Here is a 26315-nt window from a genome sequence, read left to right as displayed (position 1 = left end):
GGTTACCAGAATTTCAGGTTCTTCTTGACTGCCTCCCGCTTGAGCTCCTGAATGTGCTCGGTGAGCGGAATGTCCTTCGGACACACCTCGGTACAGGAGAACTGGGTCTGGCACCGCCAGACGCCGTGTTCCTGCTCGAGAATGCGGAGTCGATGCTCCTTGATCTCCTCGCCCTCGCGGTCGTCCATCGCGAACTTGTAGGCCTTGTTGATCGCTGCCGGGCCCAGATACTCGTTGTCGCCGGCCGCGATGTTACACGAGGACATACACGCGCCACACCAGATACACCGCGAGGACATCTTGATCTTCTCGCGGTTTTCCTGGCTCTGGCGCTGCTCCTCGAGGTCATCGACCGGCGGCGTGTCCTCGTCCTGGAAGTACGGCTCGACCGTATGCATCTGGTCGTAGAAGTGGTCCATGTCGACGACCAGGTCCTTGACGACCTCCTGATGGGGCAGCGGCTCGATGCGGACCGGCTGTTCTAGATCGGAGATCTGGGTCTTGCAGCCCAGTCGCTGCTTCCCGTTGACGAAGAAGGCGTCGGAGCCACAGACGGCCTGTCGACAGGAGTGACGGAAGGTTAGCGACGAATCGTACTCGTCGCGGGCGTACATGACCGAGTCGAGGACGGTCATCCCCTTCTCGAAGGGCACGTGGAAGTCGTCGAAGCGTGGTTCCTGTTTCCCCTCGACTTCGGGGTCGTAGCGGAACACCTTGATGTGGACCGTCTCCCCCTCGAGTTCGGCGGCCTTCTCGGCGTGGTCGTCGACCATACCGCCGCCTTTCTGCTCTTCGGCCGCCGGCGACTCCGCGCCTTTCATCGACGGGTCTTCCGGTGCTTCCTGGCTCTCGGGTTCGGCTTGTTGCGTACTCATGTTAGATCATTCCCCGCATCGCGAGTGCGACGTAGATTCCCTGCGCGACGAGGCCGACGCCGGCGATGGTCAGCACCGCCAGCACGACCTTCTTCTGGGTCCCCTCGAGTCCCTGATTGACCAAGGCGTTGTAGACGCCGTTGACGCCGTGGAAGGCGGCGGTCACCAGGAACAGGACCATCGTGAGGAAGTACCCGATGTTCTCCATTCGGAGCTGCGTCTGCATGAAGGTTACTTCGTACGCGTGGTTGACAAAGTGGAGGAGGAAGAAGTGGAACGCGAGAACGACCACGAGGAACGCGGCGGTGATGCGCTGGAGGAACCAGCCGGTGCCGCCGGGCGTGAAAGAGGAGTATCGTTCCGCCATCAGATCCCCACCCCCGTCAGGAAGGTCGGGACGCTGGCGACGGTGATCGCCCCGGTCAACACCAGCGAGGCGTAGAAGCTCTTGTCCTGAGACTCGAGGCCGATCCCGAGATCGACCATCAGCAGGCGAAGGCCGTTCAGGATGTGGAAGACGGCCACCGCGAGCAGGCCGATCTCGAGCAGGCGGATGAGGAACAGCCCCTCGAGTCCCTGCAGCGTGCCCGTGTAGACGTTAACCGATTCGCCGTCGACCATTATCGTTTCGCCCTGTGCGCCACCGATAGACGTACTCAACACGGCGATGTGGGTGAACAGGTAGCCGATCAGCATCCACCCGGTGAACTTGTGGAAGATCCACGCCCACATGCCGGCCGAGAACTCCTTCCACCGCCCGAAGTCCTCGATGAGGCCGCGATTGTAAGACTGACTCATGCGCTCATGTGGACCGTTTGACCGCGGCGGTATAGAAGTTACTTTTATCGCTCCTGTTCATCCGTTCGGTCCGAGAGAACACGGCCAGAAACGAACGAGTTCCGTTGACATGTCCCGAAGGAGTTCGGGGAACTCCCGGCAGATGTCAGATGTTCGCTCAGTCGTCTCCCTGACGGAGGTCCGACCGTGACCGCTCGGTCGTCCGCTCGCGCTCGAGCGCGGTGAGGGTATCCGGCGAGAGTCCGACGAGATGACACAGCGGGTTCCCCGGGTAGACGACGGGGTTCTCGAGGACGCCAACGATGAGGCCGGTAAAGGGGGCCTCGACGGTGACGATGTCCTCGTCTTCCTTGAACGGGTTGGTGATGGTACAGATGACCTCGCCCTCCTCGACGAGCTGGCCGCGGCCACGTTTCATATCGACGATACCGCCGGCGTCGGCCCGTAGCCAGGTCTTCTCGTCGTCGTCGTCGATGACGGTCCGCCAGCCGGGCCAGTGGACCGACGACTCCCGGTGAAGTCCGAACTCGGCGAGGACGCTCGCGACGCCGGTGAGTGCGCGGTCGATCAGCCGTCGCTGGAACCGGTGGGCCTCGCCCATCTCGACCGTGATCGTCGGAATCCCGGCTTCGGTTGCCTCGCGTCGGAGCGTTCCCGACGGCCCCTCGCCGGCGATGATGACGTTGGAACTGAACGCCTTGGCGAGTCTGGCGACGGTCGATCGCTCCGTGTTCGCACGGACGTGAAGCATGTTCGTCCGGCCCCGCGTCGACGTATGGAAGTCCAGTCCGAGATCGCAGGGCTCGATGAAGTTCGTGAAGATCTGGTTGGCCATCCGCCGGGCGCTGGTCGAGCCCTCGCGGCCGGGGAACGACCGGTTCAGGTCCCGATCGTAGATCGGGAGATACCGCTCCTGTGCGAGGAATCCGGGGACGTTCATCACGGGCAGACAGACGAGCGTCCCGTGCAGTATCGAGTGGTCCCAGTCGTGGGCCACCTCCCGGACGACCTCGATCCCGTTGAGTTCGTCGCCGTGGGCCGCCGCCGAGAGAAACACCGTGGGCCCCGGATGCTCGCCGTTGACGACCGTTACTGGGATCCGCACGGGGTCGCCGAGATACGTCTCGCTGATGCCGTATCGAATGTTCGCCGATTCGCCCGGATCGACGCGGCCGCCGTTGTAGGTAAACGCCTCGGTGGCCGCCTCGTCGGGAGGGTCGCTCGTCGCGTCGTCGCTCATATCACGTTCTCCGGGAGCAGCGACGTGAATGTTCCCCCTCGGACCGCCTCGAGCCTCGACGCTCGATCGACCGTGACTTCCCAGTGCCAGTTTTCCCGGAGAAAAGCCGTTTCCCTCGAACAACGTCTACCAGCGACTGGGAGCGTGGGCATACGTTTTGTATCTGGCAGTAGTATGGAGGCTCATGAAGATCCGAGAGGCAACCGATTCGGACGCCGAAGCGATTCGGACGATCGCCCGCGACTCGCTGGGTTCGACGTACACTGACTTCCTCGAGACCGAGACCATCGACGAGGCCGTCGAACAGTGGTACGGTGACCCGCTCGCGGACGAACTCGCGGACGACCGGACGCTGTTCTTGCTCGTCGAACGCGACGGTGAACTCGCGGGCTTTTCCCAGAGCGAACTGGTCGGCCAGCGGGCCAACACCGGCCGACTGCTCTGGCTCCACGTCCACCCGGACCACCGCGGCGACGGGACGGGCGTGCGCCTGCTGGTTCGCACCCGCGAGCGACTCCTCGAGGAGGGAGCCGACGGGATCCAGTGTTTCGTCCTCGCGGACAACGAGGGCGGCAACGAGTTCTACCGCAGTCACGGCTTCGAGCAGGCGGGCCAGCGCGAGGTCGAGATCGGCTCGGAAACGTTCACCGAGAACGTCTACGTCGAGGCCGACCTCGAGGACGAGGGCGAGTGGGGGACGGTCGACGAACTGACCGTCGACGGCGAGACGGTCTACGTGAGCTACGGCGAGGCCGCCAGAGGATCGCAGGCACCGTTTTACGTGGCGTACAGCGACGACGACCGCAACGACCACTACGCCTGGTTCTGCGGAAACTGCGATTCGATCGACAACGCCATGGACGCGATGGGGCGCATCGAGTGTAACGAGTGTGGCAACCGCCGCAAGGCGACCCGCTGGGACTCCTCGTACCTCTGAGCAGGTTCCGGGAGGCGTTCACCGACGGCGTTTTCTTCGCTTCGCCCGGTCGAGTTCGACCCCCGTAGGCGGTCCTTTCCGCGGTTTACAGTCGGTTACGGGTCCCACACTCTCGACCGGGCGTTCTCGGTCCGATCGGGCCCCGCCGCGTGACCCCGACATCGCCGTGGCTGTTGTCCATCCCTTCGGACTGTTGGCTCCCCATTACAATTGTGCGATCCCTCGAGTCGTCAGTCAGTGGGTCGCTGCCGGGTCGGTCGGCAGCGCCGCGTGTCTCCGTCGGCTACTATGAACAGGGAGGATCACATCGTCCACGGCTTCAAGGCAACGCTCGTCGCGCGCGGGATATACATGCTCTCGAGCGCGCTGTTGATGTTCGTACTGGCGCGGTACCTGCTGGACCCGGACGGGTACGGCGCGCTCTACTGGGCGATCGGGGTGTTGGCGATCGTCCAGCTGTTCGCGGACCTGGGGCTGTCCCGGTCGGTCGCACGGTACATCTCCGAGTACCGCGAGACCGACCCCGGGCAGGTCCCCCATCTCCTCGAGACGACGATCACGGTCAAAGTAATCCTGCTCGCGGTCGTCGGCTACGTCCTGTTGGTCTACCACGAGTGGCTCGCGACCGCGCTCGGCGAGCCGGGGGCGGCCCCGTTCCTCGCGGCCGGCGTCGTCTACCTCGTGGTCTTCTCCGCGAGTACCTTCTCGCAGGTCGCCTTGCAGGGCTTTAATCATCTGGGCTACAGCGCGATCGTGCAAGCGATCAGCGGCGCGGGGCGGCTGCTCTTTGCCGTCGGGTTCGTCCTTGCGGGCTTCGGTGCGCTCGGTGCCTTCTTCGGCTACGTCGTCGGATATGCCATCGCCGGGGCCGTCGGGATCGGCATCCTCTACTACGGCTTCTATGCCCGCCACGACGCCGCCGCGGAGTACGAAGACGGACTCTCGAAGCGGCTGCTCGAGTACAGCCTCCCGCTGACGGCGACCCGGAGCGCGAACGTCATCGACAAGCAGATCGACATCGTGCTGGTCGGGATCTTTCTGAACCCCGCCGCGGTCGCGTTCTACACGCTGGGCAAACAGATCACCGACTTCGTCCTCGCGCCCGCCGAGTCGCTCGGCTTTACGATCTCGCCGAACTTCGGCGAGCAGAAGGCTGCCGACCAGCTCGAGGAGGCCAAACGGATCTACGAGACCTCTCTGACGAACGTCCTCCTGCTGTATATCCCGGCGGCGGTCGGGCTGGCGATCGTCGCCGAGCCGTTCCTGACGATGGTGATCGGGGAGAACTACGCCGGTGCGGTCCCCGTGTTACAGGTGCTTGCCGGCTTCGTCGTGTTGCAGGCGATCACGAACCTGACCAGTGACAGTCTGGATTACCTCGGCCGCGCTCGCGCTCGTGCCGTTGCGAAGGGCGGCACGGCGGTCACCAACTTCGGACTGAACATCGTCCTGATCCCAGCGATCGGGGTCGTCGGTGCGGCGATCGCGACGGTGGCGACCCACTCGGTCTACGTCGCGGTGAACCTCTATATCGTCCACACCGAACTCGGCCTGAACGTTCGGCGGCTTGCCCGGACGACCGGAATGATCTGCGGGATAACGGGCGTGATGGGCGTGGCCGTGTTGCTGGTGACGCCGCTGGTCTCGAACCTGCTGATGCTGTTCGGCGCGATCGCAGTGGGAGCCATCACGTGGGGTGCGCTGGCGGTGCTGAGCGGGCTGGTCGATCCGGGGCAGGTCCGATCGGTCATCGGGTGACGTCGACGCGACCGATCACTACAGACGACTGTCAGTTAGAGAACTATCAATACTTATCCGCCGTCTCGGTGTCGGTTCCGTATGGCCGTTTCCGATCCCGTTACTGTCGGGGTACTGAGTCTGCATACGAGCAAGGAAACCAAAGCGATTCTTAACGCCGCCGAGGACCTCGGCCACGACACCGAGTGGCTCCGTGCCGAAAACACGTCCGTCAGCGTCACGGACGGCACCCCCGTCCTCGAGCCTGACGTCGACGTGATCGCCAACCGGATGCTGCTGTCGAACACCGAACAGCCAGCGGAGGAACTGGGGCTCGCGAACACCTTTACCCAGCTCGTGCCGATGCTCAACGAGCCGAACACGGTGTTGACCGCGATCCACAAGCTGTCGACGGCGACCGCGCTGGCGTCCAACGAGATCCGGACGCCGGACGTGACGCTCGCGCTCAGCGGCGACCGGCTGAACGCCGCACGGGAGCGGTACGGCGAAGAGGCCGTGTACAAGACCGCGATCGGGACCCACGGCGGGGGGACCTGGAAGGTCGGCCCCGACGACCCGATCAACGCGAAGGTCGGCAATCGCTACGCCTTCCTGCAGGAACTCGTCGATCAGGAGGACGTCCGTCACCGCGACCTACGGGTGTACGTCGTCGGCGGCGAGGTCGTCGCCGCGATGTATCGCTACGCGCCGGACAACGACTGGCGAACGAACGTCGCTCTCGGGGGCTCCGTCGAGGACGCGACCGACGACCTCCCCGAGGAGGCCGCCGAGATGGCACGGCAGGCGGCCGGCGTCGTCGGTCTCGACTACGCCGGCGTCGACCTCGTCGAGGGCGACGACGGCTGGTACGTCCTCGAGGTCAACCCGACGGCGGGGTTCAAGGGACTCTACGAGGCGACGCAGGTGAGCCCGGCCCCCTACATCGCAAAGCTGGCGATCGAGCGCGCCGGCGGCGAGGTCGACGACGATCGCGTGCGTGACATCGCGAACGTCCTCGACGACTCCCGGCCGACGGCCCAGCCGCCGGACACGGTGGCGTCGGCGACGGAGCCGGCGGTAATCGGCTACACCGAGGAGGTCGTTCTCTCGGGCACGAGCGGTTCGAAGACGATACTGGCAAAATCCGACACGGGCGCGACACGGACGAGCATCGACACCGGGCTGGCCGCCGACATCGGTGCCGGCCCGATCAAGTCCATCACTCGCGTCCGCTCGGGCAGCAGCAAGCAATCGAAGAGCCGCCCCGTCGTCGACGTCGTCGTCGGCGTCGGCGGGAACCAACACACCGTCACGGCAAGCGTCGAGGACCGCAGCCACATGGACTACCCCGTCATCCTCGGCCGGGACATCCTCGAGAATTATCAGGTCGACGTGAGCCGCCGGATCGACGGCGACGTGCCAGATACGCCCGAAGAAGAGGAGTAACTGTCCTGTCGCCCGCGGGCGGCCCCACTGCGGTAGCTGCCTGTCACAGGTTTCGCTCATCGATGTATGTCCTGGTCGCCGTCGTCCGTCCCCGATCGGGGTCGGTCTCGAGACGGCGATCGTCTTTCTCCGCGACGGACGGCCCGTACTGAGTAGCGGTCGACAAGACGTGGTACGGCTCCGCCGGCCGGACACACGTCCCGTTCCCACACGGTTCAACACGATATGCGATATTGTTTTGCTATATTAGAAACTATCTGCCGGGGAAGCAAAAGTGGAACTTGTATTCGGTACATATATTATTCCCCAATCCGTTTTCCAAACCGTACGAATACATGAGCGACAACAAACGGAACCGGAACCACGAGTGGTGGCCGAATCGGTTGAACCTGGACGTTCTCGACCAGAACGCCGAAGCCGTCGGTCCGTACGACGACGACTTCGATTACGCCGAGGAGTTCCAGAAACTCGACCTCGAAGAGGTCAAAGCCGACCTCAAGGATCTGATGACGTCCTCACAGGACTGGTGGCCGGCTGACTACGGCCACTACGGGCCGCTGTTCATCCGGATGGCCTGGCACAGCGCCGGGACGTACCGCACTACCGACGGCCGCGGCGGTGCCTCTGGCGGGACCCAGCGTTTCGCGCCGCTCAACAGCTGGCCCGACAACGGCAACCTCGACAAGGCACGCCGACTGCTCGAGCCGATCAAGCAGAAGTACGGCCGGAAGCTCTCGTGGGCCGATCTGATCGTCCTCGCCGGGAACACCGCCCTCGAGTCGATGGGGATGCAGACGCTCGGCTGGGCCGGCGGCCGCGAGGACGTGTTCGAGCCCGACGAGGCCGTCTACTGGGGGCCGGAAACCGAGTGGGAGGCCCCGCAGGACCAGCGCTTCGACGAGGACGACGAACTCGAGGAGCCGCTGGGCGCGACCGTGATGGGGCTCATTTACGTCGACCCTGAGGGGCCGGACGGCAACCCCGAGCCGCTCGAGTCGGCAAAGCGGATCCGCCAGGCGTTCGGTCGCATGGCGATGGACGACGAGGAGACGGCCGCCCTCATCGCCGGCGGACACACGTTCGGCAAGTCCCACGGCGCCGAGAACGACGACATGGGTCCCGCGCCCGAGGCGGCCCCGATCGAGGAGCAGGGCCTCGGCTGGCCCGACTCCGGCAAGGGTTCGGAGACGACCACGAGCGGCATCGAGGGCGCATGGAACCAGTGGCCGACGATGTGGGACACTTCCTACCTCGACAACCTGCTCGACTACGAGTGGGAACTCACCGAGAGCCCCCTGGGCGCGAACCAGTGGCAGCCGGTCGAGGAGGAGGCCTACGACACCGTCCCGGACGCCCACGATCCCTCGGAGAAGCACGCCCCCATGATGATGACGACCGACGTCGCCCTCAAGCGGGATCCGGAGTTCCGGGAGATCATCGAGAACTTCCGCGACAACCCCCCGGAGTTCCTGGACGCCTTCGCGCGGGCATGGTACAAGCTGATCCACCGCGACATGGGCCCACCGGAGCGGTTCCTCGGTCCCGATGTCCCCGAGGAAACGTTCGTCTGGCAAGACCCCGTCCCCGATGCCGACTACGAACTGATCGGCGACGAGGAGATCGACCAGCTCAAAGCGGAGATCCTCGAGTCGGAGCTGTCCGTCTCCGAACTGGTTACGACCGCCTGGGCGGCCGCGTCGACCTACCGCGACAGCGACAAACGCGGCGGTGCGAACGGCGCTCGTATCCGCCTCGAACCCCAGCGCAGCTGGGAGGTCAACGAGCCGGCCCAACTCGAGACCGTCCTCGAGACCTACGAGGGGATTCAGGAGGAATTCAACGCTGCTCGAGACGACGACGTACGCGTCTCGCTGGCCGACCTCATCGTGCTGGGTGGCAACGCAGCCGTCGAGCAGGCCGCGGCTGACGCCGGCTACGACGTGGAGATCCCGTTCGAACCCGGTCGGACCGACGCCACGCAGGACCAGACCGACGAGGAATCGGTCGAGGCGCTCAAACCGGAAATCGACGGGTTCCGTAACTACTTCGGCGGCGAGTACGACGGGCCGGCCGAGGACCTGCTGGTCGACCACGCCGACCTGCTTGACCTAACGGCCTCGGAGATGACCGTACTGGTCGGCGGCATGCGCGCGCTGGACGCCAACTACCAGGACTCCGACCTCGGCGTCTTCACCGACGAGCCGGAAACGCTGACCAACGACTTCTTCCAGACCCTGCTCGACATGGGCTACGAGTGGGAGCAGGCCTCGGAGGGCGAGGAGATCTACGAACTGCGCGACCGCGAGACGGGCGACGTCGAGTGGACCGGCTCGCGCGTGGATCTCATCTTCGGTTCGAACTCCCGGCTGCGGGCCATCGCGGACGTCTACGCGAGCGAGGAGGAAACGTTCGTCGAGGACTTCGTCGATGCCTGGCACACGGTCATGACCAACGACCGCTTCGACCTCGAGTAAACGAGCGCTCGCGCCGTCGCTGACGAACCGCCGACAAACCATCGCGGTCGCTGGGACCGATCATCGCCCGGTCGCGGTCCCCCGCCGCGGCCGGTCTCTTACTCGCTGCGGATGACGACCTCGTCGTCCGTGATCGCCGAGATCTGTGCGGCCTCGACCGGGTAGTCGTCGCCGCCGTGACCGCCCCAGTTCATGCGGGCCTTGAGCCGATCGGTGAGCCCCGGCTCCGGATCGACGTAGGCGGTCTGGCTCTCGACTTCGGCGACCATCCCGATCTGCTGGCCCGACTCGTCGACGACGTCTTTCCCCTGGTCGTCCCTCGAGAGTTCGACCGTCGGCGCTGCCGTCTCGCCGGCCGCCGCGTTCTCGCCTTCGATACCGGTCACGTCGGCGTCCGCCATCGTCTCATCACCTGCGACACCGGCGGTCTCGGCGGCCGCCATCGACCCGTACTCCTCGACGTCGATGATCTCGCCCTCGAGCAACTCGCTGCTGACGACGTCGGACTCGACCAGTTCCGACCCCTCGAGAACGTATCGCAGCTCCAGGCGCTCGTCGAGTTGCTCCTCGACGGTACGGCGCTCGATGAGTTCGCTCCGGACGGCGTCGCCCTCGGTACGCTGGCTCCGGATGACTTCCCGCTCGAGGACTTCGTCGGGGGCCACGCTCGAGCGGACGACGTCGCTCTCGAGGATCGATCGCTGGACGCTCTCGAGTTCGACGTCCGTCTCGATCTCGTCGCGTTCCATCTCCTGGTCCCGTTCGATGTCGACGTCGACGACCCGACTCTCGACGATGTATCGTTCGATCTCCTCGACCGTATCGAGGCGGGTTTCGTCGACGGTTACCTCGATGGTGTCGTCACCGACGAACTCGGTGTCGACGACCTCGCGGGCGCGGCGTTCGGAGTCGACGATCTCGCGTTCGACCAACTCCGTATCGACCACCTCGCTCTCGATCGTGTCCCGCTCGACGACCTCGGTCTCGACGACCTGCGTCTCGACGATCTCGGTCGTCACCGTCTCGCCGCGTCGCAGCGAGTCCTCGAGTTCGTCGCGGCCGAGATCCGCCCGCTCGAAGGCCCGCTCGCGCTCGACGATCTCGAAAAAGCCCAGCCCCTCGCCGGTCGGCTCGTCCTCGTGGTAGACGAAGACGTAGTCCTCGTCGTCGAACCGTCGCTCGAACTCCTCCCAGGAGTATTCCTCGTGGCCCTCGCCCAGTTCGTCACGGCGGGCGAACGAGTGGCCGTGATCGTCGCTGTCCCGGATCCGAACCGGGACGGCGTCGCGGGCCTCGGCCCACTTCCTGATCCGGTCGGGATCGCTGGTCATTCGGCGCTGGTCCGGCGCGTCCGTGTCCGTCGGGGATGTGTCGTTTGCCATCTCCAGTAGAGTCCGGACGCCGCCGCACTTCAGTCGACGCGGCCGTCCCGTCGGTTCAGTGTCTCGTTTCTCCGATCCCCGAGATCGGCCGGCAGGAGCCGGCCCGTAACAACTCGTTGCCGGCGACGGTGTCGATCGTTTCGTCCCGTTTCAGCGCTCGAGCGGGCTCCAAAGCGTTGTTACCGGTAACACCACCCCCGCCTGCCGGACGAGCGGCGCTGCCGGCCCGCCGGGCGGCTCAGGCGGATTCGTACTCGGCCCAAATGTACCGCGTCGCGACGCTGCGGTACGGCTTCCAGGGCTCGGCGATCTCGCGCATCTCCGCGCGGGTCAACTCCTCGCCGTCGGCGTACAACTGCTCGATCCCGCGGCGAACGGCGAGGTCACCGAGCGGGAGGACGTCGGGGCGCTCGAGGACGAACAGCAGATACATCCGCGCGGTCCACTCGCCGACGCCTTTGATCTCGGTCAGCAGGTCGACGACCTCGGCGTTCGAATACGAGGCTAGCCCCGCCCGCGTGTAGTCCTCCTCACGGAAGGCGCGGGCGGCGTTTCGCACGTACTCGACCTTGCTCCGGGAGAGGCCGGCGTCGCGAAGCGCTGCCTCGTCGGCGGTCAGTACCGATTCCGGCGTCACTTCCCCATCGAGGACCTCGAAGACCCGCTCCCGGACGGCCGCGGCGCTCGCGGTCGAGAGCTGCTGGTTGATGATCGAGATACAGAGCCGCTCGTACTCGCTCCAGTCGGGTTCGACGTAGGGATCGTGTCGGTCGAGCAGCCCGGCCATCACGGGATCCGCACGGAGAACGTCGTGTGCCTCGTCGTTCATGGACAGGTATGAGACGGGTGTAGGGGACCGGAGACCCATAGGCGTCTCGGTGGGTCCCGCGAGGGCTCACTCGAGGTGGTGATAGTCGAGTTCGTGGTCGGCCTCGAGGGCCTCCCGGACGGCCGGGCTGGGGTCACCGACGCCGCGCCGACTGAACGAGAGCCCCGCCGGGTCGGCCGTGACCACGAGGTTTACCCGCCAGTCATCGGCCGTCTCGGGGTAATCAGTCCGGTAGTGTGCGCCCCGGGATTCGGTGCGCTCGCGGGCGGCCCGGAGCATCGCCTCGGCGACGGTGAGGCTCATCGAGAGGTCCACGGCGTACTCGAACGACTTCGAGGTCCGGTCGCCCGCGACGCGGAGATCGGCGGTGCGTTCCCGAAGGGCGTCCAGTTTCGCGAGCCCCTCCCGGAGCCCCGCGTCGTCGCGGAGGATGCCGGCGTGGTCCCACAGCAGGTCGCCGAGGTCCGCGAGCAGTTCGGTCGGCGTCACGGTGCCGTCCGAGGCGGCCAGTTCCCGCAGCGCCTCGAACTCCCGTTCGGCGAGCGCTCGCTGGCCGTCCGTGAGGGCCGGGTCGTCGTCACCGTCGGTCACCGCGGCCGCGACGTGGTCACCGACGAGTTTGCCGATCGCGACGGTCTCGGCCAGCGAGTTGCCGCCGAGTCGGTTCGCGCCATGGACGCCGGCGACCGTCTCGCCGACGGCATAGAGGCCGCCCACGCCGGTCTCGCCCGTTCGGAAGTCGATATCGACCCCGCCCATCGTGTAGTGGGCCGTCGGCCCGACCACCATCGGTTCCTCGGTGATGTCGACACCCAGCGACTCGAAGCGCTCGACCATCGACGGCAGCCGGTCGCGGACGTACTGATCGTCCCGGTGGGAGATGTCGAGGTACACGCCGCCGTCCTCGGTCCCGCGGCCCTCGCGGACCTCCTGAGCGATGGCGCGCGCGACGACGTCGCGGGCGTCGAGTTCCATCTGGTCAGGGGAGTAGCGCTCCATGAACCGCTCGCCCTCCGAATTGTAGAGCCGCCCGCCTTCGCCGCGGACCGCCTCCGTGACGAGTCGGCCGTCCCACTCCTCGCCGTAGCGTTCGCCGACCATCCCGGTCGGGTGGAACTGGACGAACTCGAGGTCGACGAGTCGCGCCCCGGCCTCGAGCGCCAGCGCCTGTCCGTCGCCGTTGTTCTCGTCGTCGCGCGAGGAGTGGCGGTGATAGAGCGCCGAGAACCCGCCGGCCGCGAGGACGACGTGGTTCGTCCGGAAGAGCAGCCCCTCGCCGGTCTCCATATCGAAGCCGACGGCCCCGTCGACGCGGCGGCCGTCCGAGAGCAGGCGCGTGATCATCACGTTCTCGCGGTAGGGCACCTCGAGGTCGCGAGCGCGGTCGACCAACGTCCCGAGCATGGCCTCGCCGGTCCGGTCGCCGACGAAGCAGGTCCGCCGGTAGGACTGCGCGCCGAAGTAGCGCTGGTTGACGTCGCCGTCCTCGGTCCGGTCGAACGGCATCCCCCACGCCTCGAGTTCGCGGATGCGGTCGGGCATCTCCCGCGCCGTCAGTTCGACCGCGTCGGGATCGTTCAGGTGATGGCCCTCGTTGAACGTGTCCGCCGCGTGGATCGTCCAGTCGTCCTCGGGATCGAGCGATCCCAGCGCCGCGTTGACGCCGCCGGCCGCCCACGTCGTGTGAGCGTCGCCGTGATCGCGCTTGCCGATCACGAGCGGGTCGATCCCCGACTCGGCGAGTTCGATCGCGACGCGGGCACCCGCCGCTCCGGCCCCGATGACGAGTACTGGGGTCGTCACGACCTCGTACTCGGGGTCGCCGGCGAAGCCGGGATCGCCCTCGGTCTCGAGGCGGTTCTCGATCCCGGCGGTCGATCGCTCGCGGCTCGTCGTTCGGCGATTATCGTCGACCGTGTCGCTGCCGTTGGATGGTGATTCTGTCATCGAGTGGATGTAACGACCGGCCGGGTTTAGGCCTCGCCCCGAACGATGCAAAAGATGGCTTTCAGGGCTACGAGGGGCCATATTCGACTTTACCGCCGCATCTGGGGCCGCGAATAAAGGTCGGCTCGGATACCAGTCGTTCGATCGTAGCGGACTATCTACAGCATCGATACGAGCGGTCGATCCGGTCGCCACCGAGGTCGCACCAGTGCGCTTGCGCCCGGATGGCCGACGCGGCATTATGGAGCGTCGGGGCCGCCCTCGGAGGTCGTGAGTGCGTCGGGCTCGACGTTCGCGAGCCGCATCGCGTTGCCGGTGACCCCGAGGCTCATCCCCATGTCGCCGACGACGACCGCCACCGCGACGCTGACGAGCCCCAGCGGCACGCCGAGCGCGAGCAGGGCCTTCACGCCGAGGCTCGCCCAGACGTTCTGCCGGATGACGCCGTTGGCCGTGTGAGACAGGTCGTACAGGTACGGCAGCTTCCCGATGTCGTCGCCCATCAGCGCGATATCGGCCGTCTCGAGGGCGGTGTCGGTGCCGGCCGCGCCCATCGCGATGCCGACCTCAGCGGTCGCCAGCGCGGGCGCGTCGTTGATGCCGTCGCCGACCATCGCCACGTCGCCGTACTGCTCCTGGAGGGCCGCCACGGCGTCGACCTTCTCGTCGGGGAGGAGTTCGGCGCGATACTCGTCGACGCCGACCTGCTCGGCGATCGCCCGCGCCGTGCCCTCGTTGTCCCCGGTCAGCATGACGACGCGCTCGACGCCGAGATCGTGGAGCCGTTCGACCGCCCGCTTGGAAGCGGGCCGGACCTCGTCGGCGATCGCGACCGCGCCGAGCAGGTCGGTCTCCGTCCCGACGAGGACGACCGTCTTGCCCTCCCGCTCGAGCGCGGCGAGGGTCTCCTCGGCGAAGGTCCCCTCGTCGGCCGCGAGCGCACTCTCGGGCGCGGCCCCGCCGTCAGTCCGCGGATCCGACGAGGGGTCGTCCGCGCGGGTCCGTGAGAGATCGAAGCCCAGTTCCTCGAACAACGCGGGCTTGCCCGCGTAGTACGTCTCGCCCTCGATCTCCCCGCGGATCCCCCTGCCGGTGAGGCTCTCGAACCCCGTCGGCTCGGGGAGGTCGCCCACGTCCGCCTCGTCGGCCCGGGCGAGAATCGCCGCGGCGATGGGATGCTCGCTGCGTCGCTCCAGCCCGGCCGCGTAGCGAAGCAGCGTCGCCTCGTCTGTCCCGCCGGCCTGGCTCGCGGTTTCACCGCTCGCCTCGTTCGCGGCGCTGGGCGCCGCGCAGGGCACGACGTCGGTGACGGCGAGTTCGCCTTTCGTGAGCGTGCCGGTCTTGTCGACGGCGACGGCGTCGACCTCGCCCATCGCCTCGAGATACGTGCCGCCCTTGATCAGGACGCCGTTTCTCGCGGCGCTGGTAACCCCCGAGACCACCGAGACGGGCGTCGAGATGACGAACGCACAGGGGCAGGCGATCACCAGCAGCGTGAGCCCGCGGACGAACCATGTCCCCCAGTCGCCAGAGAAGACAATCTCGTAGCCGGCGACGCCGGCGGTGATGGGGTCGCCGATGAGCAGCGGCGGCACGGCGGCGGTCAGGATCGCCAGGACGACCACGACGGGCGTGTAGTAGCCCGCGAACCGGTCGACGAACTGCTCGGTCTCGGTCCGCTTCGCCTGTGCGCCCTGGACCATCTCGATGATCCGCGAGAGCGTCGAGTCGCCCGCCGTCGAAGTGACCTCGACCTCGAGGTAGCCGTCCTCGGTGATGGTTCCGGCGTACACCTCGTCGCCGGTCGATTTGTCCACGGGGACGCTCTCGCCGGTGATCGGCGACTCGTCGACCGCGCTCTCGCCCTCACGGACCGTCCCGTCGAGCGGGATCTTGTCCCCGGGCCGGACGACGACGGTCTCGCCGACCGCCACGTCGTCCGCGTCGACGGTCACCTCCTCGCCGTCGCGCATGACTGTGGCCTCGTCCGGCGACAGCTCCATCAGTTCTCGCAGGGAGTCCCGCGCCCGGTCCATCGCGTAGTCCTCGAGCAGTTCGGCGATGCTAAAGAGGACGGCCAGCGTCGCGGCTTCGACGAAGTAGCCGATGCCGGTCGCGGCGATGATCGCCGTCCCCATCAGGAGGTCGATGTCGAGGCTCCGGTTCTTCGCGGAGTAGTAGCCGCTGCGGACGACGGGGACGCCGCTGACCGCGACCGCCCCGAGAAAGAGCAGATCCGCGACGTGGAGGGGATACTCGAGGACGCTCGCCACCGCGACGTTCCCGCCCGTCAGGAGGAACTCGAAGCCCAGTCCGAGCGTGACGAAGACCGCACCGAGCCACGTCTTCTTCGCGCGGGGACTCGTCCAGACCTCCGAGGGCGGCGCGACGTCGACGCCGTCGCCGCTCGAGTCCGATTCCGTCGCCCCGTCGTCGGCCGTTCCTCCGGTGACCTCGTAGCCGGCGCCTTCGATCGCCGCGACCACATCGGCCTCGCTGGTTCGATCGCGGTCGTACGTGACCGTGGCCGTCCCGGTGGTCGGATTGAGATCGACGTCGACCACTCCCTCGACGCGTTCGAGGCTCTTGTCGACCTTCCCCGCACAGGACGGGCAGTCCATCTCGGGAACGGCGAGCCGGGCGGTCAACTCCCGTCGCTGTCCGCCCCCGTCCGTTCCCTCCGTCGCGTCCGATTCAGTACTCATTACTTCGGGATTGGGGCGTCAGTTCGATAAGCCTTGGTTGGAATATTCCAAGAACCAGCGGAGCCGCTAGAGCGGCGTCGACGGCGCGTCGGCGAACCGCTCGTCCGCGACGTACCCCTTGGCCAACCGTTCCTCGGCCCGGCGGAGTCGGTAGGTGAGCGTCGACCGGGGCACGTCGAGGTGGTCGGCGAGGTCGCCGACGTCGACCGCCCGGGGCGACTCGTAGTAGCCGTGTTCGACCGCGGCCCGGAGCGCGGCCTCCTGTTCGGGGGCGAGGTCGCTCGCCCCGCCGTTCGCGTCGCCTGTCGGCGCGTCGGTTTCCGCCGTCGCCGCCCGGAGCATCTCCATCCGGGCGCAGTCGCCGACCGCCGCTTCGAGGGCGTCGAAAAACGCCGTCGTGTCGCCCTCGCCGGAGTGGACGATCCGCCAGGTGTAGTGCCGGCCCTCGTGGCGCGTCTCGAACAGGACGCCGTCGCCGAGGTGATCGCGGGCGATATGGGGGACGGACGCACAGGTCGGGGTACGCTCCCAGTCGGAGTAGAGGACGAGCGTGTCGTCGGTGCGGTCGAGGACCTGCGTGGTCTGGGTCGCGCCGCAGTCCTCGGTCGCGAGACAGTCCGCGTAGTAATCGCCGTTGAGGAAGGCGTCCTCGATGTCCGCGAGGGCCGCGGGCGTGCCGGTGGCGTGGTCGACCCGCCAGAGGCGCTCGTCGGTGGCGTGCAGCGACAGCGACCGGATCCGGGCGTCGGGGTGGTCGGCGAGGGCGTCGGCCACCCTGTTACAGCCGGGCTCGTACTCGAGGGCGAAGACGAACTCTCTCATTGCGCCGTCGTAGGCTCCCGCGGGGCAAAGCGTTGCTGGGTGCGAGGACGGCCGGGAGCGCGACTCGAGCGACTGCGAGAGACACACGATCCTACGGAAGAGCAAGTTCTTCCAAGCAGCGAGGGTCCGAAGGTCACTCGTGTCCAAAAGAGCGCTTGGCGGTCGTTTGAATGTGTTGCCGAGGGCCGCCTTCGGCGGCCCGCAGAGTAAAATTCCGTTACTCGTCCAGCAGTTCCCGCGCGATGACGTTCTTCTGGATCTCGGTGGTCCCCTCGTAGATCTGGGTGATCTTCGAGTCGCGGTAGAACCGCTCGACGGGGAAGTCGTTGACGTAGCCGGCACCGCCGTGGATCTGGACGGCCTCGTTGGCGACGTCGACGGCGACGCGGGAGGCGTACTCCTTGGCCATCGAGGCGAGCTTGGTGATGTCGTTGCCCTGGTCGACGTTCCAGGCGGCCTTGTAGGTCAGGTTGCGTGCGGCCTCGGTCTCGGTGGCCATCTCCGCGAGCTTGTGCTGGATTGCCTGGAACTCCGAGATGGACTGCCCGAACTGCTCGCGGTCCTGTGCGTACTCGCGGGCGGCCTCGAGCGCGCCCTTGGCGATACCGAGTCCCTGCGCGGCGACGCCGGTCCGGGTGGCGTCGAAGAACTGCATCTGTTGGAGGAAGGCGGCGTCCTCGTCGCCGACGAGGTTCTCCTCGGGAACGCGGACGTCGTCGAGAATGAGTTCGGCGGTGTCGGAGGCCCGAATGCCGAGCTTGCCGGTGATCTTGTCGGCGGAGAACCCGTCACGGTCGGACTCGACGATGATCTGGCTGAAGCCGCCGTAGCGGCTGTCGGCGTCGGGGTCGGTCTTACAGAGGACGACGAAGTAGTCGCCGACCGAGCCGTTGGTGATCCACATCTTGTTGCCGTTGATCACCCACTCGTCACCGTCCTTCTCGGCACGGGTCGACACGGAGGAGACGTCCGACCCGGTGTCGGGCTCGGAGATGGCCGCGCCCGAGATCTTCTCCCCGGTCGCGACGGGCTCGAGGTAGCGCTCTTTCTGGTCTTCGGTCCCGAACTCGCTGATGGCCTCGGTCCCGAACGAGCAGGCCATGATCGACAGCGCGATGCCGGGATCGTAGGAGAACAGTTCCTCGGCGATGAGCGCCGACTCGAGGGTGGAGTAGCCGGCCCCGCCGTACTCCATCGGGATCGACGTGCCGACCAGCCCCATCTCGGCGGCCTTGTCGACGATCTCGTGGGGGAACTTCTCTTCGGTGTCGTACTCCTCGGCGTGGGGCACGATCTCGTTCTCGGCGAACCGGCGAACTTCGTCGCGGATCTGCTCCTGTTCTTCGTTGAGTCCGAATTCCATGAACGACCCTTACGATCGGAACGGTAAAGAGCTTTGTAACCGATAGTAAACCAAACTCCAGTTCCCATTAAGTGAGAGGGAAACGTTGAAACGGGTCCGAATAGGATTTTCGAGCATGCAACTCGAGGACATCAACACCATCACAGTTCTGGGTGCGGGCAACATGGGTCACGGTATCGCGGAGGTCGCCGCGATGGCCGGGTACGACGTGAACATGCGCGACATCAAAGAGGAGTTCGTCCAGAACGGCTACGAGCAGATCGAGTGGTCACTGGACAAACTCGCCGAGAACGACCGGCTCACCGACGAGGAAGCCGACGCCGCCAAGGACCGAGTGACGCCGCTGGTCGACATGGAGGAGGCCGTCGCGGACACGGACTTCGTCATCGAGGCGGTCCCCGAGCAGATGGGGATCAAAGAAGACGTCTACACCGACCTCGAGGCGGTCGCGCCCGACGATGCGATCTTCGCGACGAACACCTCGAGCCTCTCGATCACCGACCTCGCCGAGTTCACCGAGCGACCGGAGCGCTTCTGCGGGATGCACTTTTTCAACCCGCCGGTCCGGATGCAGCTGGTCGAAGTGATTTCGGGTGCCGAAAGCAGCGAGGAGACGCTCTCGGTGACGGAGGACCTCGCCGAGGACTTCGGCAAGACGGCCGTTCGGGTCCACAAGGACTCGCCCGGATTCATCGTCAACCGCATTCTGGTGCCGCTGATGAACGAGGCCGCGTGGCTCGTCAGCAACGACGAGGCGACGATCGCCGAGGTCGACTCGACGACGAAATACGACATGGGCCTGCCGATGGGCAGCTTCGAACTCGGCGATCAGGTCGGCAACGACGTCAGCTACCACGTCCTCGAGTACATGAACGAGGTGCTGGGGGAGGCCTACGAGCCGGCCCCGCTGCTCGAGGAGAAAGTCGAGAACGAGGAACTGGGCAAGAAGACCGGCAAGGGCTTCTACGACTACGAGGACGGCGACGGCGTCCAGATCCCGACCGACGAGGGTTCGGAGTTCGTCGAGCAGCGCCTGCTCGCGACGATGGCCAACGAGGCCGCGAAACTGATCGGCGGCGACGTCGCCCCGCCGGAGTCGATCGACGAGGCCGTCCAGCTCGGGGCCGGCTTCCCCGACGGCCCGGTCGCGCTGGTCGACGACTACGGCCTCGAGACGCTGCACGACACCCTCGAGGACGCCTACGAGGAGACGGGCCACGAGCGCTACGCGCCCGACGACTACCTAGCGGAGCGGGCCGCTGCCGGCGGCTTCTACGACGACGGCGACGACGCGTCGGGGGTCGACTTCGGAACGATCCGGCTCGAGTACCCCGCCGACTACGTCGGACAGATCGTCCTCGACCGTCCGCACCGGATGAACACCATCAGCGACGAACTCCTCGAGGAGCTCTCGGACGCGATCGACCACCTCGAGGACGACGACGAGGTGCGCGCGATCCTCGTCACCGGCGAGGGCGAGCAGGCCTTCTCCGCGGGCGCGGACGTCCAGAGCATGGCCGGCAGCGGTGCCGACCCGATCGAGGGACAGGAACTCTCGCGACTGGGCCAGCAGACGTTCGGCAAGCTCGAGGCCTGCGATCTGCCCGTCGTCGCCGGGATCGACGGCTTCTGTCTGGGCGGCGGGATGGAGCTGGCGACCTGCGCGGACCTCCGCGTGGCCAGCGAACGGTCGGAGTTCGGCCAGCCCGAGATCGACCTCGGCCTCATTCCGGGCTGGGGCGGCACCCAGCGACTCAAGCATATCGTCGGCGAGGGCCGCGCGAAGGAGATCATCCTCACCGCCGAGCGCTACGACGCCGAGACGCTGGCCGACTACGGCTTCGTCAACGAAATCGTCGACAACGCCGACCTCGAGGACCGCGCCCTCGAGCTGGCGACCGACCTCGCGGGCGGCCCGCCGATCGCCCAGAAGTTCACCAAGCGCGCGATGCTGGCCGGCCGCGACGACACCGAGTCCGGCCTCGAGTACGAGGCCTCCGCGTTCGGGCACCTGATGGGGACCGACGACCTGATGGAGGGGATCTCGTTTGCCCCTTCGTAGATGACGGGGATCCGGGCGTCGCGGTAGACGCGCGCGATCCGCCGCTCGTCGAGGATCGATCGGCCGCCGTGGAACTGCATGCCCTGTTCCGCGACGTCGACGGCCGTTTCAGTCGCTTTCGTCTTCGCCATCGCCGCCCAGTAGCCCGCGTTGTCCTCCTCGGCGACCTTCTCGCGGGCGCGCCAGACGAGGGTCCGGGCGCTTTCGAACTCCAGCAGCATGTCCGCGAGCCCGTGCTGGACGCTCTGGAAGTCGCTGATCGTCTTGCCGAACTCCTCGCGGTCGTGGGTGAACTCCCACGCTTCCTCGATCGCGGCCGCGGCGATGCCCAGCCCGTGGCCGGCGACGGCCACCCGGCCGTGATTGAAGAAGTCCGCCAGCAGCATGAAGCCGTCACCCTCCTCCCCGATCACGTTCTCGGCGGGGATCCGGCAGTCGTCGAACTCGATGTGGGCCTGCTTCGAGGCCCGCATCGCCATCTTCTCGGGGATGTGTTCGGCGTCGTAGCCGTCGGTGTCGGTCGGGACGATGAACATCGAGTGGTTGCCGTAGCGGTTGTCCTCGTCGTCCCCGGTGCGGGCATAGAGGGTGATCCAGTCGGCCTCGACGCCGTTGCCGATCCAGTACTTCTCGCCGTTGATGACGTACTCGTCGCCGTCTTTCTCCGCCGTGGTCTGCATCCCCGCGAGGTCGCTGCCGGTCTCGGGCTCCGAGACGGCGAGTCCGGAGCGTTGCTCGCCCTCCGCCACCGGACGAATGTACTCCTCGCACTGCTCGTCGGTGCCGTGTTCGTAGGTGATCTCGCAGCCGAAACTCGCCAGCTGCAGGGTCAGCGCGATTCCCGCGTCGGCCCGATAGAACTCCTCGGTCATCGCGAGCAGCTGGGCCAGATCCAGCCCCCGCCCGCCCCACTCCTCGGGGATGTCCTGTGCCACGAGGTTCGCCTCGCGACCCGCCTCGAGGATCTCCTCGGGATACTCGCCGGACTGGAAGTACTCCTGGGCGTTGGGCTCGATGTGTTCGCGGGCGAACTCGCGGGCCTCGGCTTTGATCTCGTGTGCGTGTTCGGGGACGATGTCGTCGTCGAGCAGTTCCATGTCCTGTCACACGATCGCACAAAGGAAATAGCCGCGGGCGAATATTGCAACCCGAGAACGACGCCCGCTCGAGTCCCACGCGGTCGGGGCTCGCCCGTGATCGGCGGCTACCCGATGGTCCGCACCAGTTCGGCGATCGAGTCAGCCGCATCGGCGTGGGACTCGAGCAGGTGGCGATCCCAGACGAGATCGGCAAGCAGGTGGGCATAGAGGACGCCGCCGGTCACGACCGCGAGCGAGACGCTCGCCAGCACGAGCGTCGGAACCACGACGCCGGCGATGACGACGTGACTCAACAGCCGCGAGAGGACCCCCACGTCGCCGGGGTCGAAGATCTCGGACTGGTCCGTGATCGTCGCGCGCGGATGGGTGAGACAGAACCGGAGCGCGTCCCAGCGACCGGTCTTGAGCCGGGCGATGAGGAAGTGATCGAAGTCGATACAGACGCCGGCGGCAGTGCCGTAGGCGACGACCGCCGGGGTCGGGATCGGCGTGCCCAGCAGGGTGACCGGTGGCAGGAGGACGGCCAGTACCCCGGCGACGACGAACGAGATCGCCGCGTGATGTTTCGAGTAAATCGGGAGTCACCTACGGACGGCGACCACGTCAGCCCACTAAACCGTCCCGCCGGTCCTCGTGCGAGGGTCGCGGTTGCCGATCCCCACCGGTTTCGCTTCGGACCGCCGACCACACGGCGACTCGAGGCTAGCCCGCAAAGCCCGAGAGCGACCACTCCTCGTCGCCGTCCTCGTCGGCGATGCTGGGCGCGCTCACGAGGACGAACGCGCTCTCGCGGTCCCCGTTGCGGATCTGGCGGGTCGATTCGGGCGGGAGCCACAACGCATCGCCGGTCTCCATCGCCACGGGGTCATCGTCGACGACGACCGTTGCCGCTCCCTCGATGAGGACGTAGACCTCTTCGTGGCCGTTGTCGGTGTGGTCGTGGGGCTTGCTGTTCCAGCCGGGATCGCACCGCGCGACCGTGACCCCGACCTGCTCGGTCTCGAGCGGATCGCTCAGAAAGTGCATCGCGCTCGAGACTTCCTCGACCTCCTCGTAGTTGACCTTCCGGTATGTCATACGGATCCATTCGGGAGACGACAGTAAAACGATACTGACTGCCGAACGGGTTCGGGCCGGTCGGCAGCGAGCCGGCCGCGGCCGCTCCGCGGTGTCGGTCAACGGCACGAACCGACCGCTCGCGGTCATGCAGGCGCAGTCCTCGAGATCGGCGAGGCGTTCGGGTAGGACCGGGAGTCACAGTGGCCGACGGAGCCGGTGTGGGGATCGCTGCTGGCCGAGAGTCGGCGGACTCGCCGCTATCCCTGTGCGAGCGGATCGAAACTGTCGACCGGAATGACCGAATAATCGACCGTCAGCGCGTCCTTGGTCGCGCGGATCTTCCCGACGAACGCCGAGATGTCCTCGAGTTCGCCCTCGAGGACGAACAGTTCCATACAGTAGTGATCGCCGACGTGGCTGTGGAAGTTCGAGGCCACGAGGTGTTCGTGTTCGTGGCGCAGATGCATCATCCGCTCCTCGACGCTGGTGGTCTCGTAGTCGAAGAGGACGGTGACGATTCCCATCAGGTCCCGGTCCTCGAGGCGGGTGTCCTCGAACTCCCCGAGCAGGTTCCGTGAGGCCTCCCTGACGACTTCGCTCCGGCCGGTGTAGCCGTGTTCGTCGGCGAACTGGTCGAGTCGCTCCAAGAGTTCGTCGGGCATCGAGACGCTGACGACTGCCATATAATAACTCGGCAGAAGTTGCTATTAAGGATTATCATTGCCGTGGCCGGGACAGGGTCGGACGACCGCAGTCGGTGGCTCAGACGTGGTCGTTCGGGAGTAAGTCTTCGAAGTCCTGTGCGGCGAGCCACTCGCTCAGCTGGACGAGTTGGTCGCTCGCGGCCTCGAACAACTGCTCGCCCTTCTCGGCCGAGGCGTCCGTCTGGTCGCCAAACACGCCGTTGTCGGTGTTGTCGGCCGCGTCGAAGAACGTCCGCGAGCCGTGTTTGACCGTGTCGGCGTCCTCGACGCTCGGGACCCCAGTGTCTCTGGCCTCCTCGAGGCGGTCGTCGTGGACCAACTCCGGCTCGAGGTACTGGATCATCGCGGTCTCCTTGGGCCCGCCGTGGGGGCCGTTCTGCTCGAAGAGGTCGTCGACCAGGTCCGGAATCGACTCGTCCCACATCCACTCGATGGCGTAGGCGACGCCCTCCTGTCGGAGTCGGCTCCCGACCTCGCGCAGGTGTTGGACGTTGCCGCCGTGGGCGTTGACGTAGATCACCCGGTCGATCCCGTGGGTCGTGAGGTTCCGGGTCAACGATTCCATGTACTGGCGAAACGCCGACGGTTCGACCCACATCGTCCCGTGGAACTGCCGGTGGTGGCCGCTGACGCCGACGTTGATCGTCGGCGTGCAGAGATAGCCCGTCCGGTCGGCCACCTCGCGGGCGAACGCCTCCCCGATCAGGTGGTCGGTCGCCTCCGGCAGATGCGGGCCGTGTTGTTCGGTCGATCCCAGCGGCACCAGCGCCAGCGACTCCGATTCGAAGTACGACTCGAGGTCGGGCCACGCGTGGTCGGCGAGGTACATACTGCCCCTCGTGCGCGGATCCTCCTAAGCGTGGGTATAACGGCAGTACGTGACCGCGCTGTGGTACCGGCGGACGTGAAGCGTGAGGCCGCCGTTCCGGCGAACGCGGCCCGCTACAGCCCCAATCTCGGTAAAACGGGATTACCGAACGCGGGGCCCGACGCCGTTCACTGGCGCTCCCGTCGGGCGGTCGCTCCGTCGACCCTCGGCGGACCGGCCGCGACACCGCCCTCGAAACCGACGTCACCGGCCGACGGCGGCGCGTCACCGGGGCAGCCCATGAGTGAAACTGGACATGTTCGGTCAGTGGCGGTCGACCGTTCCTGTCGCCCGCGTACCGGTACGTCTCCGGCCGTTGGTTCGATCGGCCCCAATAGCCGTTTATCGCCCGCGGGCTCGCGGGTCGCCCGCCCGATCGAGACCGGCACGACCGCCGGTCCGCTCGGAAATCCCATCGGACCGGCACGGTACGGCCAGCGCGCAATTCGCCGTAACGGACACTTCAATCGCCGCGGCGGCCGCCGCCGAAACAGGTTGATTTCGATACCAATCCGTACGCACTCAATTACGAAGCCGGGACGACACCAACTCCCACTGTCCATGATCCCACCGTACCCCGCTCAAGCACAGGTCCCCGACTGGCTGCAGGACCCGATCGCGGAGCTGGTCACGTTCCTCCCGCGGCTGGTTGGCGCGCTGATCATCCTCGCGATCGGCTGGGTCCTCGGGCGCGTCGCGGCCGGCGTCGTCCGCCGGCTCGCCGACGGCGTCGAACTCGATCGGATGGTCCTCGAGACGCCACTGGGACGCATCCTCGGCGGCACCGAACGGGCGGTCTCACACGCCTTCGGAACGCTCGCGAAGTGGTTCGTCTACGGCCTCGCGATCCTCGCGGCCGCGAACGCACTCGCGATCGCAATGCTATCGGAGTGGATTTCCACGGCGGTCTCGTACCTGCCCGCGTTCGTCGCCGGTCTGCTGGTGATCACCTTCGGATTCGTCGTTGCGGACTTCATCGGCGACGCCATCGAACGGACCCGGGCCGCGACCGAGACGGCCTACACGACCTGGTTCGCGACCGGCGCGCGGATGTTCCTCTACTTCACCGCGATCGTCATCGGCCTCGATACGATGGGGATCGATGTCGGCATCCTCTACGTGTTCGCTCGAGCGCTCGCGTGGGGGCTGGGCGCGGCGATCGCCATCGGTGCGGGCGTCGCCTTCGGCTGGGGCGGCAAGGATTACGTCGCCGAGAACATCGATAACTGGATGAATCGGACGAGTCAGGTTACGCCGAGCGAGGGCGATACGACCGGCGATCGGTCGCGGAGCGGCGACCGCGATCGCGCGGGCAGCAGTCCGAGTACCGACCGCGAGCCCGGCCCCGGGCCGAGCGACGACGACTGATCGGGCGGGCGACGACCGCAGGCGGCCGAGCGACGCTGCGCCCGGTCCTCAGTCGGACCCGGCCGCCGGCGCGGTCGCGGCGGGTTCCGTCGCCGGTTCCTCATCGCGGGGAAACAGCGGCTTGACCGGAACGATCACGTGGGCCCGCACGAGCCGGCCCTCGTTCCGTCGCCACTTCCGCAGATGTGCGAGGGAGTGGGAACCGCCGTAGCCGTCCGCGATCCGATCGCAGATCGCCTCGAACTCCTCGGTGTCGAACAGCTCCGCCGACACGGGATCGGTCTCGACCGCGATGCGCCCCCGTCGGGCGTAGACATCGAGCCGCCCCTCGAACGCGTACTCGAGGGCCTCGATCCAGCCCTGTATCTCGCCGATATCCGGTCGGTCGGGCCCGGTCGGAAAGGTGATCGACGCCTGATACTGGTCGGGCCGGCCCCGGACGTGTCGTCGCCAGAGCCGCCCCAGTCGTCCGGCGGTCTCGGCACCGGGCAGCCGCGATGCGGCGCGGATCGCGCGGCCGCGAGCGGCCGCCACCGACCGTCGGAGTGCCGTCAGGGAGACTCGATCGCGGTCCTGCATTCGTTCTCACCCTCGAGTTA

The 26315-nt window shown here is 66.7% G+C and carries 21 protein-coding genes and 1 pseudogene; 6 read left to right on the top strand and 16 right to left on the bottom strand.

All coding sequences use genetic code 11. The annotated features are described in order from the left end of the window. Positions 1-2: 2 nt before the first annotated feature. The 4 genes from NP511_RS03880 to NP511_RS03865 form a co-directional block, all read right to left on the bottom strand. Complete coding sequence (locus NP511_RS03880; protein WP_049964486.1) at positions 3-875, bottom strand: succinate dehydrogenase/fumarate reductase iron-sulfur subunit; 873 nt, start codon at positions 873-875, stop codon at positions 3-5. Position 876: 1 nt separating this feature from the next. After that, positions 877-1242: a succinate dehydrogenase/fumarate reductase transmembrane subunit gene (locus tag NP511_RS03875; RefSeq protein ID WP_049964485.1), complete on the bottom strand. Its 366-nt coding sequence runs from the start codon at positions 1240-1242 to the stop codon at positions 877-879. Beyond that, entirely contained in the window at positions 1242-1673 is a 432-nt protein-coding gene (gene sdhC / locus NP511_RS03870) for a succinate dehydrogenase, cytochrome b556 subunit (RefSeq protein ID WP_049964484.1), read from the bottom strand. Before sdhC ends, NP511_RS03875 begins: the two co-directional genes overlap by 1 nt. 157 nt (positions 1674-1830) lie before the next feature. Continuing rightward, positions 1831-2913 (bottom strand): succinylglutamate desuccinylase/aspartoacylase family protein, encoded by a 1083-nt coding sequence (locus tag NP511_RS03865; protein ID WP_006648995.1) that lies wholly within the window; start codon positions 2911-2913, stop codon positions 1831-1833. A 184-nt stretch (positions 2914-3097) separates the two neighbouring features. On the opposite strand from NP511_RS03865, the gene NP511_RS03860 reads away from it, so the two are divergent. The 4 genes from NP511_RS03860 (at position 3098) to katG (ending at position 9507) form a co-directional block, all read left to right on the top strand. Beyond that, on the top strand, positions 3098-3850 hold the full coding sequence (locus NP511_RS03860) for a GNAT family N-acetyltransferase (protein WP_006648994.1): 753 nt from the start codon (positions 3098-3100) through the stop codon (positions 3848-3850). A gap of 288 nt (positions 3851-4138) precedes the next feature. Continuing rightward, on the top strand, positions 4139-5608 hold the full coding sequence (locus NP511_RS03855) for a flippase (RefSeq protein ID WP_049964482.1): 1470 nt from the start codon (positions 4139-4141) through the stop codon (positions 5606-5608). A gap of 81 nt (positions 5609-5689) precedes the next feature. Then, positions 5690-7033 (top strand): RimK family alpha-L-glutamate ligase, encoded by a 1344-nt coding sequence (locus tag NP511_RS03850; RefSeq protein ID WP_006648992.1) that lies wholly within the window; start codon positions 5690-5692, stop codon positions 7031-7033. Between the two features lie 335 nt (positions 7034-7368). Beyond that, positions 7369-9507, top strand: coding sequence for a catalase/peroxidase HPI (gene katG, locus NP511_RS03845; RefSeq protein ID WP_049964481.1), 2139 nt, complete (start codon positions 7369-7371; stop codon positions 9505-9507). Between the two features lie 98 nt (positions 9508-9605). On the opposite strand, the gene NP511_RS03840 is transcribed toward katG, so the two are convergent. The 6 genes from NP511_RS03840 to NP511_RS03815 form a co-directional block, all read right to left on the bottom strand. Next, positions 9606-10889, bottom strand: coding sequence for a hypothetical protein (locus NP511_RS03840; RefSeq protein WP_049964480.1), 1284 nt, complete (start codon positions 10887-10889; stop codon positions 9606-9608). A 238-nt stretch (positions 10890-11127) separates the two neighbouring features. After that, entirely contained in the window at positions 11128-11718 is a 591-nt protein-coding gene (locus NP511_RS03835; protein ID WP_049964479.1) for a DNA-3-methyladenine glycosylase family protein, read from the bottom strand. Between the two features lie 66 nt (positions 11719-11784). Continuing rightward, the gene (locus NP511_RS03830) at positions 11785-13665 is read right to left on the bottom strand and encodes an L-aspartate oxidase (protein ID WP_049964478.1); all 1881 of its coding nucleotides are present in this window, start codon (positions 13663-13665) and stop codon (positions 11785-11787) included. A gap of 239 nt (positions 13666-13904) precedes the next feature. Further along, positions 13905-16370, bottom strand: a complete 2466-nt coding sequence (locus NP511_RS03825) for a heavy metal translocating P-type ATPase (protein ID WP_049964477.1) — start codon at positions 16368-16370, stop codon at positions 13905-13907. 66 nt (positions 16371-16436) lie between these two features. Beyond that, positions 16437-17192 (bottom strand): helix-turn-helix domain-containing protein, encoded by a 756-nt coding sequence (locus tag NP511_RS03820; RefSeq protein WP_049964476.1) that lies wholly within the window; start codon positions 17190-17192, stop codon positions 16437-16439. Between the two features lie 217 nt (positions 17193-17409). Continuing rightward, on the bottom strand, positions 17410-18555 hold the full coding sequence (locus NP511_RS03815) for an acyl-CoA dehydrogenase family protein (RefSeq protein WP_006648984.1): 1146 nt from the start codon (positions 18553-18555) through the stop codon (positions 17410-17412). 115 nt (positions 18556-18670) lie between these two features. On the opposite strand from NP511_RS03815, the gene NP511_RS03810 reads away from it, so the two are divergent. After that, the gene (locus NP511_RS03810; protein ID WP_425608230.1) at positions 18671-20617 is read left to right on the top strand and encodes a 3-hydroxyacyl-CoA dehydrogenase/enoyl-CoA hydratase family protein; all 1947 of its coding nucleotides are present in this window, start codon (positions 18671-18673) and stop codon (positions 20615-20617) included. Here the strand turns inward: NP511_RS03810 and NP511_RS03805 are convergent. The 5 genes and pseudogenes from NP511_RS03805 to NP511_RS03785 all read right to left on the bottom strand — a co-directional run. After that, positions 20596-21714: pseudogene (locus NP511_RS03805) on the bottom strand (acyl-CoA dehydrogenase family protein); the annotation flags it as partial. The gene NP511_RS03810 and the pseudogene NP511_RS03805 overlap by 22 nt on opposite strands. A 107-nt stretch (positions 21715-21821) precedes the next feature. Then, positions 21822-22268: a hypothetical protein gene (locus NP511_RS03800; protein WP_049964472.1), complete on the bottom strand. Its 447-nt coding sequence runs from the start codon at positions 22266-22268 to the stop codon at positions 21822-21824. A gap of 151 nt (positions 22269-22419) precedes the next feature. Further along, positions 22420-22794, bottom strand: a complete 375-nt coding sequence (locus tag NP511_RS03795) for a cupin domain-containing protein (RefSeq protein ID WP_049964471.1) — start codon at positions 22792-22794, stop codon at positions 22420-22422. 239 nt (positions 22795-23033) lie between these two features. After that, on the bottom strand, positions 23034-23459 hold the full coding sequence (locus tag NP511_RS03790; RefSeq protein WP_006181810.1) for a CopG family ribbon-helix-helix protein: 426 nt from the start codon (positions 23457-23459) through the stop codon (positions 23034-23036). Positions 23460-23538: 79 nt separating this feature from the next. Further along, complete coding sequence (locus tag NP511_RS03785; protein WP_006648978.1) at positions 23539-24309, bottom strand: creatininase family protein; 771 nt, start codon at positions 24307-24309, stop codon at positions 23539-23541. A gap of 600 nt (positions 24310-24909) precedes the next feature. Here NP511_RS03785 and NP511_RS03780 point away from each other — a divergent pair. Then, a complete protein-coding gene (locus NP511_RS03780; RefSeq protein WP_049964470.1) occupies positions 24910-25716 on the top strand; it encodes a mechanosensitive ion channel family protein in 807 nt (268 codons plus the stop codon). A gap of 48 nt (positions 25717-25764) precedes the next feature. Here NP511_RS03780 and NP511_RS03775 read toward each other — a convergent pair whose 3' ends face one another. Then, complete coding sequence (locus tag NP511_RS03775; RefSeq protein WP_049964469.1) at positions 25765-26295, bottom strand: hypothetical protein; 531 nt, start codon at positions 26293-26295, stop codon at positions 25765-25767. Positions 26296-26315: the final 20 nt, after the last annotated feature.

This window comes from Natrinema thermotolerans (assembly GCF_031165565.1).
Taxonomy (GTDB): Archaea; Halobacteriota; Halobacteria; order Halobacteriales; family Natrialbaceae; genus Natrinema; species Natrinema thermotolerans.
This window is presented reverse-complemented; position numbering and strand designations above follow the sequence as displayed.